This window comes from Pseudomonas sp. PI1 (assembly GCF_000812405.1).
GTDB classification, from domain to species: Bacteria; Pseudomonadota; Gammaproteobacteria; order Pseudomonadales; family Pseudomonadaceae; genus Pseudomonas; species Pseudomonas citronellolis.
The window spans coordinates 49,521-65,593 of record NZ_JWMC01000049.1 but is presented as its reverse complement, the minus strand read 5'-3'; the positions used below and the strand labels follow the sequence as shown (position 1 = coordinate 65,593).

General features: G+C 64.3%; 16 protein-coding genes. 1 reads left to right on the top strand and 15 read right to left on the bottom strand.

Features of this window, described 5'->3' with window-relative positions:
* The 7 genes from RN02_RS34295 to RN02_RS17060 form a co-directional block, all read right to left on the bottom strand.
* Nucleotides 1–238 (bottom strand): hypothetical protein (locus tag RN02_RS34295; RefSeq protein ID WP_236695197.1); only part of this gene is annotated, 238 nt, incomplete at its 3' end.
* A gap of 279 nt (nt 239–517) precedes the next feature.
* Entirely contained in the window at nt 518–688 is a 171-nt protein-coding gene (locus RN02_RS33765) for a TonB-dependent receptor (RefSeq protein WP_161796252.1), read from the bottom strand.
* A gap of 90 nt (nt 689–778) precedes the next feature.
* Nucleotides 779–1,981, bottom strand: coding sequence for a TonB-dependent siderophore receptor (locus RN02_RS17080; RefSeq protein ID WP_052267759.1), 1,203 nt, complete (start codon nt 1,979–1,981; stop codon nt 779–781).
* Between the two features lie 238 nt (nt 1,982–2,219).
* Nucleotides 2,220–2,699 carry a hypothetical protein gene (locus RN02_RS17075; RefSeq protein ID WP_043315445.1) on the bottom strand — a complete coding sequence of 160 codons (480 nt, stop codon included), beginning with the start codon at nt 2,697–2,699 and terminating at the stop codon, nt 2,220–2,222.
* A 235-nt stretch (nt 2,700–2,934) separates the two neighbouring features.
* Nucleotides 2,935–3,246 carry a hypothetical protein gene (locus RN02_RS33295; RefSeq protein ID WP_152623774.1) on the bottom strand — a complete coding sequence of 104 codons (312 nt, stop codon included), beginning with the start codon at nt 3,244–3,246 and terminating at the stop codon, nt 2,935–2,937.
* A 456-nt stretch (nt 3,247–3,702) separates the two neighbouring features.
* On the bottom strand, nt 3,703–3,852 hold the full coding sequence (ykgO, locus tag RN02_RS17065) for a type B 50S ribosomal protein L36 (protein ID WP_009619020.1): 150 nt from the start codon (nt 3,850–3,852) through the stop codon (nt 3,703–3,705).
* A complete protein-coding gene (locus RN02_RS17060; protein ID WP_009619021.1) occupies nt 3,852–4,115 on the bottom strand; it encodes a type B 50S ribosomal protein L31 in 264 nt (87 codons plus the stop codon). Before RN02_RS17060 ends, ykgO begins: the two co-directional genes overlap by 1 nt.
* Before the next feature lie 499 nt (nt 4,116–4,614).
* Here RN02_RS17060 and RN02_RS17055 point away from each other — a divergent pair, with 499 nt between their 5' ends.
* Entirely contained in the window at nt 4,615–6,381 is a 1,767-nt protein-coding gene (locus tag RN02_RS17055; RefSeq protein ID WP_043315444.1) for an FAD-dependent monooxygenase, read from the top strand.
* A gap of 264 nt (nt 6,382–6,645) precedes the next feature.
* Here RN02_RS17055 and RN02_RS17050 read toward each other — a convergent pair whose 3' ends face one another.
* The 8 genes from RN02_RS17050 to RN02_RS17015 all read right to left on the bottom strand — a co-directional run bounded on the left by RN02_RS17050 (nt 6,646) and on the right by RN02_RS17015 (nt 15,985).
* The gene (locus tag RN02_RS17050) at nt 6,646–7,161 is read right to left on the bottom strand and encodes a DUF2846 domain-containing protein (RefSeq protein WP_009619023.1); all 516 of its coding nucleotides are present in this window, start codon (nt 7,159–7,161) and stop codon (nt 6,646–6,648) included.
* 17 nt (nt 7,162–7,178) lie between these two features.
* Entirely contained in the window at nt 7,179–7,853 is a 675-nt protein-coding gene (locus RN02_RS17045) for a hypothetical protein (protein ID WP_236695196.1), read from the bottom strand.
* A 159-nt stretch (nt 7,854–8,012) separates the two neighbouring features.
* Complete coding sequence (locus RN02_RS17040; RefSeq protein WP_043315440.1) at nt 8,013–8,273, bottom strand: hypothetical protein; 261 nt, start codon at nt 8,271–8,273, stop codon at nt 8,013–8,015.
* A gap of 470 nt (nt 8,274–8,743) precedes the next feature.
* On the bottom strand, nt 8,744–8,986 hold the full coding sequence (locus RN02_RS17035) for a YdcH family protein (RefSeq protein ID WP_009619027.1): 243 nt from the start codon (nt 8,984–8,986) through the stop codon (nt 8,744–8,746).
* Between the two features lie 726 nt (nt 8,987–9,712).
* Nucleotides 9,713–9,952, bottom strand: a complete 240-nt coding sequence (locus RN02_RS17030) for a hypothetical protein (RefSeq protein ID WP_043315438.1) — start codon at nt 9,950–9,952, stop codon at nt 9,713–9,715.
* A 357-nt stretch (nt 9,953–10,309) separates the two neighbouring features.
* A complete protein-coding gene (locus tag RN02_RS17025) occupies nt 10,310–11,920 on the bottom strand; it encodes an FMN-binding glutamate synthase family protein (RefSeq protein ID WP_009619031.1) in 1,611 nt (536 codons plus the stop codon).
* A 292-nt stretch (nt 11,921–12,212) separates the two neighbouring features.
* A complete protein-coding gene (locus RN02_RS17020) occupies nt 12,213–13,484 on the bottom strand; it encodes a carbohydrate porin (protein ID WP_043315437.1) in 1,272 nt (423 codons plus the stop codon).
* Nucleotides 13,485–13,567: 83 nt separating this feature from the next.
* Nucleotides 13,568–15,985, bottom strand: a complete 2,418-nt coding sequence (locus RN02_RS17015; RefSeq protein ID WP_043315435.1) for a glucose/quinate/shikimate family membrane-bound PQQ-dependent dehydrogenase — start codon at nt 15,983–15,985, stop codon at nt 13,568–13,570.
* Nucleotides 15,986–16,073 lie beyond the last annotated feature (88 nt).

The window sequence follows — 16,073 nt, the reverse complement described above, 5'->3', positions numbered from 1 at the left end:
GCTGTGAGGTTGAGTTGGCGCTCAACGGTTTAACCCGTGCCTTCAGCCCCCGCAAGCCCTCCAGACGCCCCCTCGAAAATATTCCGGACAGTAGTGCGTTTAGTTGGGGATGTCCTCGGCCCGCCGCGATGTCGTCGCCGTCGGGGATCTGCGACTCCAGATCGAGCGTAGTGGGAAAGCTGCCTGGGGCGAGGTTGAGGTGGATATTGGCGCCTAGAAAGATGATCTCCACCATCATTACGAGCTTCAAGGAGGGATGCGATTTCGGCGCATCGAAATATTGACCTGCACAATATTGGCTGCCGGGGTGGCGGTTACCCAAAAAAGGATGAAATTATTGGTCAGTACCACTGTCCACTATTGGCTGATTGCAGCCACCACTGACATCTACTCTTGTCATCCCACCTCTCGGTGACAGAAAAACGAACGCCCGCAGACTGCGGGCATCCGGCGGCAGGGGGGTCTGTACCTGTCAGAGCTTCCCGCGCACGGTGCCCATTAAGTCGCGTTTCGCGCCTTAGCAGTTGTCATGGTCGCAGGTAGCGACGGTCTGGTAGTTGGACTTGTCGAACAGGTCGTTGCCGTTGAGCGCTGCGCTCCAGTGTTTATCGATGTGATATTCCACCAGCGTGTTCCAGAGCGCGTAGCCGGCCCGGATGTATTTGAAGCTGTTGGTGCCGGCGCTCACCGGGCCGTCTTCCGGGCGCTGCTGGACACAGCCGAATCCATGTAAGTACGCAGGTTGCGTTCCCACGCACAGCGTGGGAACGGATCCACATCAATAGGTCCCACGCAGCGTCAGAACCACATTGCGCGGCTCGCCGTAGAAGTTCGAGCCCCAGGCGCTGTCGACGCGCTCGTAGTACTTGCGGTCGAAGAGGTTGTTGACGGTCAGCGTCGAGCTCAGGTGCTGGTTGAACTTGTAGCCGAGCTGGGCGGTGGATACCGCATAGCCGGGTTGCACGAAGTCGGTGTCGCTGCGGGTGTAGAGCGTCTCGCTGACCACGCGGGTGCCGCCGGCGACATGCAGGCCCTTCAGCGCGCCGTCGAGGAATTCGTACTTGGACCACAGGTTGAAGTTGTGCTTCGGCGTGATGGTGCTGTAGGTGTCCCCCGAGCTCAGGCCATTGTTCGGGTCGTCCTCCAGCAGGCGCGTCATGGTGAAGGCATAGCCGGTGACGATGCTCCAGTTGTCGGTCAGGTTGCCGGTCAGCTCGGTTTCCCAGCCCTGGCTGCGGACCTTGCCCTGGGCCTCGTAGGCGTTCACCGGGCTGCCGCTCCACTGGGCGCGGTTCTCGTCGTAGATGCGGAACAGGGCGATCGAGGCATTGAGGCGGCCGTCGAGCAGTTCCTGTTTCAGGCCCACTTCGTACTGCTTGCCTTCGTGCGGCCCGATCATCTTCTGGCCGCTGGCATCGGTCTCGCTCTGCGGCTTGAACACGCTGGTATAGCTGGCGTAGGCCGACAGCTCCGGGGTCAGTTTGTAGATCACCGCACCGTAAGGGATGGTCCTGGCGCTGATGCGGGTGGAGGGCGCACCGAAGTTGTCGAAGAAGGTATTGGCGTTCTTCGCGTCGGCGTCATACCAGGTCACGCGGGAGCCCAGGATCACATCCAGCTTGTCGGTCACGCTGAGCTTGGTGCGGCCGTAGATGCCGTACTGGTGGCTCTTGGTGTAGTTGAAGTTGGTGTGCGGCATGTCCAGGCGGGGCAGGTCGTTGGCCCCATCGATGCCGATCGGCAGCTCGTCGGCGTAGCCATCGCCGTCGAGGTCCACCGAGCCGTAGGTGAAGGCCTTGTCCAGGTGTTGGTATTCGCCGCCGAGGGTGAATTCGTGGGTGCGGCCGGCGAACTGGAAGGGCGCGGTGACGAAGCTGTCCAGGCCGAGTGTCTTGATGCGCTCGTAGTACGAGTAGCGCGCCGCATCCGCGGTCTGGGTGTCCGGGTCGATCACCCAGGTGGTCCAGCTGATTCTGATCATCCAGGCGCAGGAAGGTGCCCTGGGCCAGGTCGGCCGCCTGGCTGGTGCAGCCCAGGCGACCGTACAGCCAACCCTTCAGCCAGCTGTTGTGCTCCATGTACAACAGCCCCATCTGATCCTTGCTCAAGCCACGACCTCCCACCCAGGAAGCGTGAATGATAATTGGTAGTCATTCTCGCTTCAGTGGGCGGCTGTCGGCTCGGCGTGCGGGCCTGTCTGGGGGGATCGCCGATGTCCTTTAAGCGCTTGCGCTTTTCTTCTGCAGGATCACCGACGCTTCGTTATAGGCACGCTGGAAGGCCTCGCTTTCGACCCAGGCCAATGCCGTGTCTTCGTCTTCGCCGTGGAGGATCGAGCGATAGACGATCAGCAGGCCTATGATGAAATCGGTCGCAGCCTCTTCCGGCTCCTCGGCGATCACCAGCTGCAGCAGCGGGTATTGCAGGAACACCAGGCACATGGCGAGCAGGCTGATGTCCTCGGCGTCTTCCATGGCCTGGAACAGATCGCTGAAATATGCCGGGTCGAAGCCGTTCTCCTCGATGTTCTCGAAGTCGAAGGCGCTCAAGTCGAGATCGAAATCCTCGAACGGCTCGTTGATCAGTGGATTGGCCAGAAGCGGATGGACGACATGGGCTTTCGACTTGCCCATGCGGTTCTGCTTGGCCTTGGCTTTGGCCCGTCGGGCACGCTTCTTCTGTTTGTCTGGGGAGGCCATGGAGGCGGGTTCCTTCTTGGCTGGGTTCTACGGTCGAACTGGCGACGCCGAGCCCCCGAAGCAGATCGGAGTTCGGCCACAATGCACATCTTAACTTCTGGCCGCTCTCTGTCGGTCGTGACTGGCAGAACGCTCCGCTCGGCGGCCAGGGACGGGGGCATTGATGGCGTAGCCTACATGAGCTCAAGACCTGGATGGTGAACCACCTTGCTGGATGCCAGCAGGGACCGATGCGCTAGTTCGCGGATTTGGCATTCTGCCGGATCTTCTCCAATTGCTCCTGCAGGCCCACCGTGCGGAAGGTGCCGTCGACGCCTTTGACGCAGAGATCCGGAAGCACGGGGCGTTCGAGGGTGGTGGTGCCGACGTTGCTCAGCTTGTGAGCGCGGATCACGCAGCCGCTCTTGAAAGTGCTGATCTTGAGCATTTCCAGCTGGAGTTCGTAGTCGTGTCCGGGCTCGGGGGTGAAGAGGATGGGTTTGGGCCAGCAGCTGTAAGCGCCTCCGCCGGTTGCGAAGGCGGCGATCAGAGGTTTGTTTGCAGGCACCACGTATTCGTCGTACTGCAGCCTCGACTCGTTGATGGCCTGCGATGCCTTGGTCGCGGGTATGCCGATGACCAGGTTGCGCTTGTCCGAATCACGCCAGGGGTAAAGACCGGAGGTGTCGATATGTGCGTCTTTCCAGCCGGTCTGCTCGCGCGGCGTAGCAGATCGCTGTCGCGAAGGCCGCTGGAGCGGAGGTCATCTTCGGTGGCAAACGATCGATCGCTCCGGCTTTTTCCCTTCAGCGATGAGCCTCACGAGTGTCATTCTCGACAACCCGCTGTTCATATGCGTGACGGAATCACGTGATGGCGCATGAAGGACCCAGGACAGAAGGAGGCCATGCGCTTGTCGCAGATGTCGCTGAACCGTCCGGGAAAAGACGTCTTGGCCAAGAGGCGAGGCGGCGGCGCCGAACCAGGCTTCGGTTCGGTCACCGCCTGTGATTGCAGGTCAGGCTCAACGCCGGACCTTCGGCTTCGGCCGGCCCTGCACGCACTTGAAGCGCGGGTTGGACTTGCAGATCACGTACAGCCGGCCGCGCCGTTTCACCACCTGGCAATCGCGGTGGCGCAGCTTGGCCTTCTTCAGCGAGGCGAGGACTTTCATCACGCCCCCTTGTTGCCGACGAACCCGGCAAAGCGCTTGTTGAAGCCGGCCACGCGGCCCTCGGCCTTGGTCTTGCGCTGTTCGCCGGTGTAGACCGGGTGCGAGGCGCTGGACACGTCCAGGGTCATGTAGGGGTAGGTGTTGCCGTCGACGTAGGTGTGGGTCTTGTCCGTCTGCGCGGTGGAGCGGATCAGGTAGAACACGTCGGCGGCCGTGTCGTGGAACAGCACGGGGCGGTATTCGGGGTGGATGCCTGGTTTCATGGTGCCTCCTGTATGTAATGTAATAATATTACATTTAGTCGAGAAGGATTCGCAATACCGCATGTCCGGTGGCTCAAGGTCGGGCCTTTCAGGGAGGAGAAGGGGCTACCGCATGGACATGCCTGCCCTTGTTGCACGTGTCTCCAACGATCAACGCGCGGGTGCGTTTGAATACACCCGTACTTGCCGCCGTCCAGCGTTCACAAAATGGAACGCTGAAGGCCATTTGGCGCGACTACCGGCAACATCGTTGCGGAATTACCGTGACTGCCGTCGGCTACGTCGAAAGCGCTGGAGGCCTCGCCCCCAGGCCGTTTCAGCTTCGACACCGGGACCGGCACGCGTCGCTCCCGGTCCGCATTCCCTTCGTATTTGCCGGCAGCCAGGGCAGGCGGCACGGGTTCGGCTTGTCCGCGCTCCGTGAATTGGGCCCAGGCCTGTGCGCCCGTCCTGGCGGGCACCTTTCCGATTTCAAGAACAAGAGTACGGAGTCACGCTCATGAACCCGCAAAACATCTCCCATGTCATCGAAGTCCCGGTCCTGATCGTCGGCGGCGGCCCCTCCGGCCTGACGGCTTCGCTGCTGCTGTCGCGCTATGGCATCCGCAACCTGCTGGTCAACAAGTACCGCTGGACCGCCAACAGCCCGCGTGCGCACATCACCAACCAGCGCACCATGGAGGTGTTCCGCGACGCGGGCGTCGAGGCGCAGGTAGTGGCCGCCGCCAGCCCCCACGAACTGATGGCCAACAACGTCTGGGCCACCAGCTTCAGCGGCCAGGAGCTGGGCCGCCTGCTCACCTGGGGCAACGCCATCGAGCGCAAGTCCGACTACGAGCTGGCCAGCCCCTCGGCCATGTGCAACATCCCCCAGCACCTGATGGAGCCGATCCTCGCCAACGAGGCCCTGCGCGCGGGCAGCGAGATGCGCTTCAACAACGAGCTGCTGGACTTCACCCAGGACGGGGAGGGCGTCACCGCGCGCATCCTCGACCGCGGCACCGGGCGCGAATTCACCGTGCGCGCCCAGTACATGATCGGCGCCGATGGCGCCCGCAGCCGGGTGATGGAACTGCTCGGCATCCCCCTGGAAGGCGAGACGGGCCTGGGCTGCGCGGTGAACGTCTGGCTGCGCGCCGACCTGCGCCGCTACTGCGAGAGTCGCCCGGGCGTGCTCTACTGGATGGTCCAGCCGGGCAACGACTACTGGGTCGGCAGCGGCACCTTCATCTGCGTCCGCCCGTGGAACGAATGGGTGATGCTGTTCATGTACGACCCCGCCCAGGGCGAGCCGGACCTCGGCGAGGCCGCGGTGATCGAGCGGGCGCGGCGGGTGATCGGCGACGCCGACATCCCGGTGGAAATCCTGGCCACCAGCAAGTGGCAGATCAACCACGTGGTCGCCCAGCGCTATGCCGAGGGCCGGGTGTTCTGCTGCGGCGACGCCGTGCACCGGCATCCGCCGGCCAACGGCCTGGGCACCAACACCTCGGTGCAGGACGCCTACAACCTGGCCTGGAAACTGGCCCTGGTGCTCAAGGGCCAGGCCGGCCCCGGGCTGCTGGACAGCTACTGCGCCGAGCGCCAGCCCGTCGGCCGCCAGGTGGTGGACCGGGCCATGGAAAGCGTGCGCAACATGCTGCCGATCTCCAACGCACTGGGCTTCAAGCCGGGTCAGAGCGAGGCCGAGGGCTGGAACAGCCTGCACGAACTGAGCGCCGACAGCCCGCTGGGCCGCGAACGCCGCGCCGCCCTGGAAAAGGCCATCCAACTGCAGCACTACCAGTTCAGCTGCCACGGCGTGGAACTGGGGCAGCGTTATAGCAGCGGCGCGGTACTCGCCGACGGCAGCGAAGAACCGGCCTACACCCGCGACCGCGAACTCTACTACCACCCCACCACCTGGCCCGGCGCCCACCTGCCGCACGCCTGGCTGCACGACACCGCCGGACGTAGGCTGTCCACCCTCGACCTCTGCGGCCAGGGCCACCTGACCCTGCTCACCGGCCACGGCGGCGATGCCTGGTGCCGGGCTGCCGAGACCATGAGCCGCGAACTGGGTATCGACCTGGCGGTGCGCCGTATCGGCCTGGGCCTCGATTACGAAGACAGCTACGGCGACTGGGCGCGGCTGCGGGAGATCGACGAGGATGGATGCCTGCTGGTGCGGCCGGATCAGCATGTGGCTTGGCGTTCGCAGGGGGCGGCGGCTGATGCTGAGGCGGTGTTGCTGGGGGCGGTCAGGGCGGTGTTGGCGCGGGGGTGAGGGGACTTTCCGCGCTCAGTGGGATAGCGGCCCAGGGAGGGGCCGCGGTGGTTAGCTGATGAGTTGTTCGGTTTTTATTCTAGGGTAGAAAAGTAAATCTCTCTATCTCCCAGACTGTTTGTGACCGATAGCTGCTTTTGGCGAGGGGCTGCTTCCGACCCATTGCGGACGCTCATGTTGCGGCCTAAAGACCCAATTTCTTGGGCCTGCCACCGGAGACTATCTGAGTTCCATCCGTTCGCTGTAGTAGCCCGAGTTTCAACCTCAGCGCACCGGTGTACTTTTCTGACACCACTTAAGCGCGCGCAGTGCTTCATCTTGGGTTACCAGGGCGTAACGGAAATAGAACGGGCTACGCTGGTAGTTGGCGTGGGACTCCAATCCAAGCAACTGGCCGTCGGCTTTGAAGGGCTCTGTGTTTTCCTGGTCGGCGATGAAGTAGGTCTTGCCACTCTCAACCTGCAGATCGAAAGCGCTATTGTCCCGGCTTGCAAGCAGGGGCGAGGTTGACGACTTGATGTGGTACTTGCCAGCTGGCAGGTGGGTGACGAAATAGCTTCCACCTAGCAGTTCGCCGGCGGTGTTGCCGTTGACGGTGATGGTTGCCGGGACCTTGGCTGCGATGGTGGGCATGACTCGGTAGAAGTACAGGGTGGCCTGGTCGGCGCGTGGCGCTTCGAGTGTGTCGAAGAATGGGCGCCCCTCCAAGTTGGAAGTGCTGCAGCCGGCGAGGAGGAGGGAGGTGGCGACCGCTACAGCGGCCAGGAAGTGCTTGATCATCGTGGGGGGCTACTCGATCAGAAGTTGCAGAGGCCTTTGCCATCGTCACGGGCATCAGACGTGGGCCAGGGGGCGAAGGGGACGCTCTCGGCGACGTTGTTGATGGGGCGGTCTTTGAGTATCGGGAACTTCTTCACCAAAGGCTCCACGGCCGGCTCCAACTGGCTGTTGCGGGTCAGACAGTAGCTCAGGGAATTAGCGGTGTAGTTGCCGATGTAAGCTACTTCTCCAGCCTTGACGGTGAAACGGTCGGCGGTGCGCCTGGCCATCGACTTGCCAGCGTAGTACTGGTACTGCCAACCGGTGACTTCATAGGTACCTGGTGGAACCTGGTACATGAAGTGTTCGCCCAGAACGAAACGGCCGTGGACGTCTTTGTTGTTGCCGAGGGTCCTGAGCTGGATACGTGTGGCGGGCTCGCCCTGACGTTGGATGTCTATCTGCAGACCGTGCGGTTGCGTGAGGAAACCTTCGGCGATGCGGCCAACTATGACGGCTTGAGTTGGGTCCAGGGGTTTGCTGTTGTCGTACTGGTTGGCAGTGCATCCGCTGAGGATGAGGGCGACCGTGACCAAGATAAAGCGGGCATACATAGGGCTCTGTTCCTTGAGGTGATCGAGGCCATTAGGCCTGTGAGTGTCCGTGTAGATCAATTCGACCTTGTTCGGGTAACGATTCAAGCGGATGTGCATGTCTTGCCTCGCAACGTCTGCGAGGCGTTAAGTTGAATAGCTTTTAGTTTCGTGGGTTCCTCCTACCCTCAAATTCTGGCCATCGTGAGCGTCCGCCCCTGGCCGATTGCTGCCTTCGACCAAGGGCCGCTACCGACCCATAGCGGACAGAGGGGTTAGTCATGGAGTCGCGTCACTGATGTTGGTCGCAAGAACCTCGTAGACCAACTTGGCTTCCCGAAACGTGGCTCGCCACTCGAGAAAGCCTGCACGCGGCTCGCAGAGCAAGCGGACAGTGCGGCCATCTTTGGAATCCCAGGTTTCTTCGACGACAGCAATATCGCCAGACGCTGGCGTCCGTGTGTTCAACCAGTCAGAGAAAACAGCCGAAGATTGGTCAACCTCCATCAGCCTTACGGTATTGCCCTTGGCGAGTGTCATGTCGTCTTCCTTGGAGTCTCTTCTCTGAATGAATTCTACGATGGCTGGAGACCGTCCGCTCCTGGCCGAAAGCTGCCGCTCAACGTGTCGAAATCAACGAGCCAGAAAGCCACGAACCCAGTTTTGGAGCCTGCGAAAACTCGAGCAACAGGACGCACTGGGCTGCTCTGTCATAGTGGTTTCAAGGGTTCGATTTTCTACACATGAAAGGTTTGCTTCCGGCTGTGGATTCAACCGGTGGCTCGGCTACTGCGTGGTGACCTGGTACCCCAAGAAGACGAGTCAGGGGACCTTGGCAGGATCAATTCAACGACGTTGTGCCGCAGGCAGGGCAGGGGCTGAAATGATGAAACCCCAGCTAGTAGCTGGGGTTCCATCATCGGTGAATCGTTGTGGTAGTCGGGGCTCGTGGTCGTTGGCTTGATTCAACGGCTTTGCATCGAAGGCCGGGATCTATGCCTCGGGGCTAGTCAACCGCCGCAGCCATGTCCGCATTGGCAGCCATCTTTCTTGCGCAGAATTTCGTAGAGATCGTCCTTGAGCTGCAGCTTCTGCTTCTTCAGCGACTCGATGGTGTCGTGGGTTGCGGGAGTGATGCCCGCTTCCATGTTCTTGATCTCCTGGTCGAGCTCGTTGTGGCTATGGAAGAGCTTTGCAAAATGCGGATCCTCGGTCTTGAGGCGAGAAATCTTTTCGCGGAACTCGGGAAACATGAGGGTTCTCCAGGGGAGTGAAAAAGGCACTTTGCGGGATTCGAACCTGGCCAGTGTTGAGGTAGATCACTGAAGACGCCACACGAAAGGGCTTGTCCGCTCCTGGCGGATAACCACCGTCCCCTTACGGCAATCTTCAGCCCACCGCTACCGCCGAAAAGCTCACCCTCATACTGACCGGCGACTGGAACCGCCTGACCCTGGGCGGCGGCGCCAGCTGGAACTCCAGCAACTCGCTGTACTTCAGCCGCTACAACAGCCGAGTGGGGCAGGACGACTACACCGTGGTCAACCTGATGGCGCGCTACCGGCTCACCGTCCAGCTTCTGGTCTTCCTGGTTTGGGAGGTTGGTACACAAGCTGGTGCAGTAATGCGGCTTTTTCTACGCGCCCGGGATTCGCGCGCAGGGCGCGCTCCTACAAGAGGCTCGGTGTGTGGCTGCCCGTAGGAGTGGATCTCATCCGCGAATCGCGCCGGTGAGCCCGGCTATCGCGGACAAGGTCCGCTCGGTCTCAGGACGCACGGCTTCTCGTAGGAGCGAGCTTCAGCAAACACTGGACCTCGTAGGATGGGTTGAGCGAAGCGATACCCATCGCCATGACCGCATGGGTTTCGCAAGCTCAACCCATCCTACGAAGAGCGCCTCGGCGCAGTCGGCATTACGGGATGGGTATGGAGCGACGCGGCATCCTCCGGCGGCGGATAACCGCGAACGGTTATCCGCCCTACGCCCGGCCGCGTTCCTCAGCGGCGGCATACAACCGCTCGGCATCGGCCGCCAGGTACTCCAGCGCGCAGAAGGCGCTGTCCAGCACATCCTCGGCGGGCGAACCCAGGTCCGGCGCGCCGGCCAGCAGGCGCAGCAGATTGACCAGGGCCGATTGGCGGGATTGGGCAGCGTCGTAAAGCTCCGACGGGGCGGTGTTCTTGAGAGGGTGGGGTAGAACAGCGGATGCGATATGCATGGGAAAATCTCCGAGTAGGCTGGTTTTCCGCGCCCTGACGCCAATCAGGGTGGGCGGACCGTGCAGGTTGGCGTACCGGACTCGGACCGGCGCATCCGAAGATGCCCCACACGGCCCTCCCATAACGCGGGTGCAGCCGTGCTAGACGCAGGACAAAGTCCTCCTGCGCCTACCGAGTACGGGACGCCAATCCCGTACCGCCCAGGTTGGGCGGCGAGGCAACGTTAGGGAGTTGCCGCGGGGCTGTCAATCGGACGGAACAGGGCGGCGGCTGGGGCGAGAATTTTGGATAGGCAATCTGCTCCTGGCCAATAGCTACCGGCCACCGACCTGTTCGCTCTGCCGATCTCCTCAGGATCAGGCCCCATTGGCCTCGAAGCTGTCACTGCGCGCCATGCGCCACATGCGCTCGTAGAACTCCCCTTCGATATTGCCGCTGAGCAGTTCGCCCGGCTTGAGGAAGTAGTGCAGGTGGGCGAACAGGCGGATTTCGCTGGAGGACACGCGGCGCACCAGGTGCTTGGCTTCCACTTCCGAGGGGTGGCGCAGGCCGGCGGCGGCGAGCATTTCGGCCAGGGCTTTCAGGGTGTTGCGGTGGAAGTTGTAGACGCGTTCGGCCTTGTCCGGCACCACCAGGGCGCGTTGCCGCAGTGGGTCCTGGGTGGCTACGCCGGTGGGGCATTTGTTGGTGTGGCAGCTCTGGCTCTGGATGCAGCCGATGGCGAACATGAAGCCGCGGGCGGAGTTGGCCCAGTCGGCGCCCATGGCCAGTACGCTGGCGATGTCGAAGGCGCTGACCACCTTGCCGCTGGCGCCGATGCGGATCTTGTCGCGCAGGTTCAGGCCGACCAGGGTGTTGTGCACGAACAGCAGGCCTTCGCGCATCGGCAGGCCCATGTGGTCGACGAATTCCACCGGGGCGGCGCCGGTGCCGCCTTCCTTGCCGTCGACCACGATGAAGTCGGGGAGGATGCCGGTTTCGTGCATGGCCTTGGCGATGCCCATGAATTCCCAGGGGTGGCCGATGCACAGCTTGAAGCCCACCGGTTTGCCGCCGGAGAGTTCGCGCAGGCGGACGATGAAGTCGAGCAGTTCCTTGGGCGTGCTGAATTCGCTGTGGCTGGACGGCGACACGCAGTCCTGACCCATGGGCACGCCGCGGGTGGCGGCGATTTCGGCGGTGAGCTTCTCCTTCGGCAGGATGCCGCCGTGGCCCGGCTTGGCGCCCTGGCTGAGCTTGATTTCGATCATCTTCACCTGCGGGCTGGCGGCCTGGGCGGCGAAGCGTTCGGCGTCGAAGCGGCCGTCGTCGCCGCGGCAGCCGAAGTAGCCGCTGCCCAGTTCCCAGGTCAGGTCGCCGCCGTACTCGCGGTGGTAGGGGCTGATGCTGCCTTCGCCGGTGTCGTGGATGAAGTTGCCCATGCGCGCGCCCTTGTTCAGCGCGCGGATGGCGTTGGCGCTGAGGGCGCCGAAGCTCATGGCGGAGATGTTGAACACCGAGATGGAGTAGGGCTGCTTGCACTCGGGCCCGCCGACCATCACGCGGAAGGTGCTGGGGTCGGCCAGCGGCGCCGGGCGGATGGAGTGGGCGATGAATTCGAAGCCGGACTCGTAGACGTCGATGAGGGTGCCGAAGGGTTTGTCGGCGGTTTCCTGCTTGGCGCGGGCGTACACCAGGCCGCGCTGGGCGCGGGAGAAGGGCAGGGCCTCGCGGTCGCCTTCGAGCAGGTACTGGCGGATTTCCGGGCGGATGCCTTCGACCAGGTAGCGGATGTTGCCGAGGATGGGGTAGTTGCGCCTTACGGCGTGGGGCGCCTGCAGCAGGTCGAACACGCCCAGCAGGCTGAGGGCGAGTGTCACCAGGGTGAAGGGCCAGACCCAGTCGTGCCCGAGGAAGGGCAGGCTGAACAGGGTAAAGAGCACACAAGCGGCGAAGAAGGCGTAACGGCTTAGCAGCGACAGGTTCATGGAATCTCCAGTCGTCGGGCTTGATCACGGGGTGGGCTGCCGGCATGGCGCAGCGGACCGCCATTGAGCATGGCAGGCGTTGCGCCGCTGCGCTCGGGCGGAGGTCAATGGGCTGGGCGTTGCGGGCGGATTCTTATGCTGTGGAAGGCTTGCGAGGCCGAACTTAGCCCGAAGCGGGGAAAAAAGAAAGCAAGCTAACGATATTTTCTGTCGCTGAGAAAGCTTGTGGCGCGAACTGCAATATTGGCGCGCCGGCCGCCGGCCGCCGCCCGCTGGCGGCCGGCGGCGGGGATCAGAGCGTGGCCTTGACCTGCAGGCCGAAGACCAGGGCGTTGTCGATGCTCTGCCCGGAGAAGGCGCCCGGCTCGATCACGTATTGCACGTCCGGGCGCAGCAGCAGCCAGGGGGTGGCCTGGAAGCCGTAGCTCAGTTCGACCAGGCGCTCGGCGTTGTCCAGCTCGGGGTAGGCCTGGCCGTTGGCCAGGGCGTTGTCTTCCTGCACTTCGCGGCTGCGCGGGTTGGGCACGGCGCGGCCGAAGCCCAGGGCGAGGGTGTCGCGCGGGCGGCTGGCGAAGGGCTGGTAGAGCACCACGCCTGCGCTGTACCACTTGCTGAAGGGCGAGGCCGCCGAGCTGGCCACCGAGGCCTGGCCGAAGAGGTGCAGGCTCTGCCCCGGGTGACCCGGCGCGTGCCACACGGCCTGGTCGGCGAGCAGATAGTGGCCGCCGCGCCCGGCGACCTTCTCGTCGCTGCCGATGCGCTGGGCGTCGGAGCTGTCGTAGTACCAGCCCAGCTTGTATTCGCCGGGCAGCTCGTCGAGGCGTTTGTAGACCAGTTCGATGGGCACCACGGTGCCGGTGCTGTGCTTGGGCGTGAGGTGCCAGGCGCGGCTGGAGTTGCCGTTGCTCTCGGGGTCGACGTTGAAGGCCGCCACGCGCAACTGCCAGGCCGGCGAGAAGCTGTATTTCAGGCGCACGCCCAGGTGGGCGTTGGGGTAGTTGCTCCAGCCGCTGCCTCCGGACATGTTCAGCGGGTGGCCGCAGAAGCCGGCGTTCATGAAGTTGCAGAGGATGCCGCTGTCCAGGCCGCCGAGGTCGTTGCCCATGGCCATGTAGCCGAGCTTTACGTCCAGCGCCGGGGTGAACAGGCTGCGCTCGTAGCTCAGTTCGGTGAGGCGGGTGTAGAGGCCGCCGTAGTTTTCCTGCACCGGCAGGCGGTTGCCGACCAGGTCGCCGGAGCCGTCGTTGCCGCGGCGGTCGTTCACGGTCAGTTGCACCAGGCCGCCGTTGTCCAGGCCGTAGAGCTTGCCCAGGTCGAAGCGCACGCCGAGCTTGAGGTTCTGCGAGTAGCGCGCCGAGCGCTTGAGGCCGCCGTCGGCGTTGTACACGGTCTCGCCGCTGTATTCGCCGGTGAAGCGGATGCCCTGGTCGTCCAGCTCGTGGCGCAGGCCGCCCCAGTCGCCGCTGAGGGTCGAGCGTTCGAGCGGGTCGTCGGCCAGGGCCAGGGACGGGGTGAGGCAGGCGGCGCCCAGCAGCAGGCGCAGGGAGGTGGAGGGGAATCGCATGACGGAACACTTACCGGATGAGGGGAGGCGCGGCCCTGGGCCGCGCCGGAAGAAGGCGCCCGCCGGGATGGCGGGCGCGGGGTTCAGGGCAGGGCGTAGGCCAGCACGTAGTCGCCGCGGTCCGGCGACTGGCGGGCGCCGCCGGCGGTGACCACGATGTACTGCTTGCCGGTCCTGGGCGAGACGTAGGTCATCGGGCCGCCCTGGCTGCCCACGGGCAGGCGGGCCTTCCAGATTTCCTTGCCGTTGCCGCTGTCGTAGGCGCGCAGGTAGAAGTCCTGGGTGCCGGCGATGAACACCAGGCCGCCCTGGGTGGACAGGGTGCCGCCGAGGGTCGGCAGGCCGATGGGGATCGGCAGGTGCATGCGGATGCCCAGCGGGCCGGTGTCCTCGACCGTGCCCACCGGCACCTGCCAGGCGACCTTGCGGGTCTTCAGGTCGATGGCGCTGAGGGTGCCGAAGGGCGGCGCCTGGCAGGGGATGCCGGCCACCGAGAGGAAGCGGTTCTTGTTCACCGCGTAGGGCGTGCCCTTGAGCGGCACCGCGCCCATGCCGGTGTTCAGCGCCTCGCCGCCGGAAGCGGCCTGGCCCTTGTTGGCCGAGGGGACCATCTGCACCCACAGGCCCAGGCGCATGTCGTTGACGAAGATGAAGCCGTGCACCGGGTCGGTGGAGATGCTGCCCCAGTTCATGCCGCCCAGGGAGCCGGGGAAGCTCAGCGAGAGGTCGGTGCCCGGCGCGGTGTAGAGGCCATCGTAGCGCATCTTCTTGAAGTCGATGCGGCACAGCAGCTGGTCATAAGGCGTGGCGCCCCACATGTCCGACTCGGTGAGGGTCTGCGCGCCTATCTGCGGCATGCCCACCGACTTCGGCTGCGTCGGCGAGTAGGGCTCGTTGGGGATGTTGGCGGCTTTCACCGGCACTTCGTCGACCTGGGTCAGCGGCTTGCCGGTGGCGCGGTCGAGCACGTAGATCTGCCCGGCCTTGGTGCCGATCACCACGGCCGGCACGCGCTTGCCGTCGGCTACGGGGAAGTCCACCAGGCTCGGCTGCATGGGCAGGTCGAAGTCCCAGAGGTCGTTGTGCACGGTCTGGAACACCCACTTCTCGGCGCCGGTGGTGGCGTCCACGGCGAGGATCGAGGCGCCGTAGGTGTGGTCGAGCTTGGTGCGCTCCACGCCGTAGATGTCGGTGGAGGAACTGCCCATGGGCAGGAACACGGTGTTCATCGCCGCGTCGTAGGACATCGGCGCCCAGCTGTTGGGGGTGCTGCGCACGTAGGTGCTGCCCGGCGCCGGGGCCTGCTTGTCCTGCGGGTTGCCCGGGTCGAAGGCCCAGCGCATCTGCCCGCTGATGACGTCGAAGCCGCGGATCACGCCGCCGGGCATGTCGGTCTGGACGTTGTCCGCCACGCGCCCGCCGACCACTACGGTGGTGCCGGCCATCAGCGGTGCGGAGCTGAGCTGGTAGTAGGAGTCGGGCACGTCGCCCAGGCCGGCCTTGAGGTCCACCTGGCCGTTGTTGCCGAAGCCCTGGCAGAAGGCGCCGGTGTCGGCGTCCACGGCGATCAGGCGGGCGTCGATGGTGTTGGTCAGCACACGGCGCTGGCAGTTGGCGCCGGCCGGCACGCTGACGATGGTGACCGGCGTGCTGTTGGGCTGGGTGGGCTGGGCGACGGTCTTGGTCGCGTCGAAGTAGGCCAGGCCGCGGCAGCGCTGCCAGACCTTGGACTGCGCGTTGATCTGGTTCTTCCACAGCTGCTTGCCGGTGTCGGCGTCCAGCGCGATCAGGTTGTTGTGCGGGGTGCAGATGAACACCTTGTCGCCGACCTGCAGCGGGGTGAGCTGGTCCTCGGCGCCGTTGCCGTCGCTCTCGGCCACGTCACCGGTGTGGTAGGTCCAGGCCACCTCGAGCTTGTCGACGTTACCGCGGTTGATCTGGTCCAGCGCGGCGAAGCGGCTGCCGCCCTCGGTGTTGCCGTAGTGGGCCCAGTCCTTCTGCGCGTGGGCCGGGTCCACCGGCGTCAGCCCCGGGCCGTTGCCGCTGGGGGCGACGCTGGGGTGGGCGACGAATATGTTGCCGGCGGCCACTGCCAGCAGCACGGCGAGCACCGCGGCCACGCCATAGGCGCCGCGCCCGCCGACGCCGCCGGAGGCGCGCACCAGCATGGGGTAGACCAGCGCCACCGCCAGGCCGATGGCGGCGAACATGAACAGCCGCGAGAACAGCGGCCAGAAAGCCAGCCCGGCGTCGGCCAGGGCCCAGAGGGCGGTGCCCGCCAGGAAGGCGGCGAACAGCCAGGCGCCGGCCGGCTTGCGCAGCGCCAGCAGGACGCCGGACAGGGCCATGGCCAGGCCGCCGATGAGGAAGTACCAGGAACCGCCCAGGCTGGCCAGGCGGGCGCCGCCGGCGGCCAGGGCGAGGCCGAGGAGGGCGATGACCACCCCCAGGCCGACCAGAATGAAGGTGCTGGCGCCAGAGGCGCGCTGTGCTTGTCTCATGCCGGGAATCTCGCAGTGTGGGAGTGCGAATTATACCCTTAGCAAGCTAATTAACTAGATGGTTAATGGTGTTTTGTCCGATTTCCGA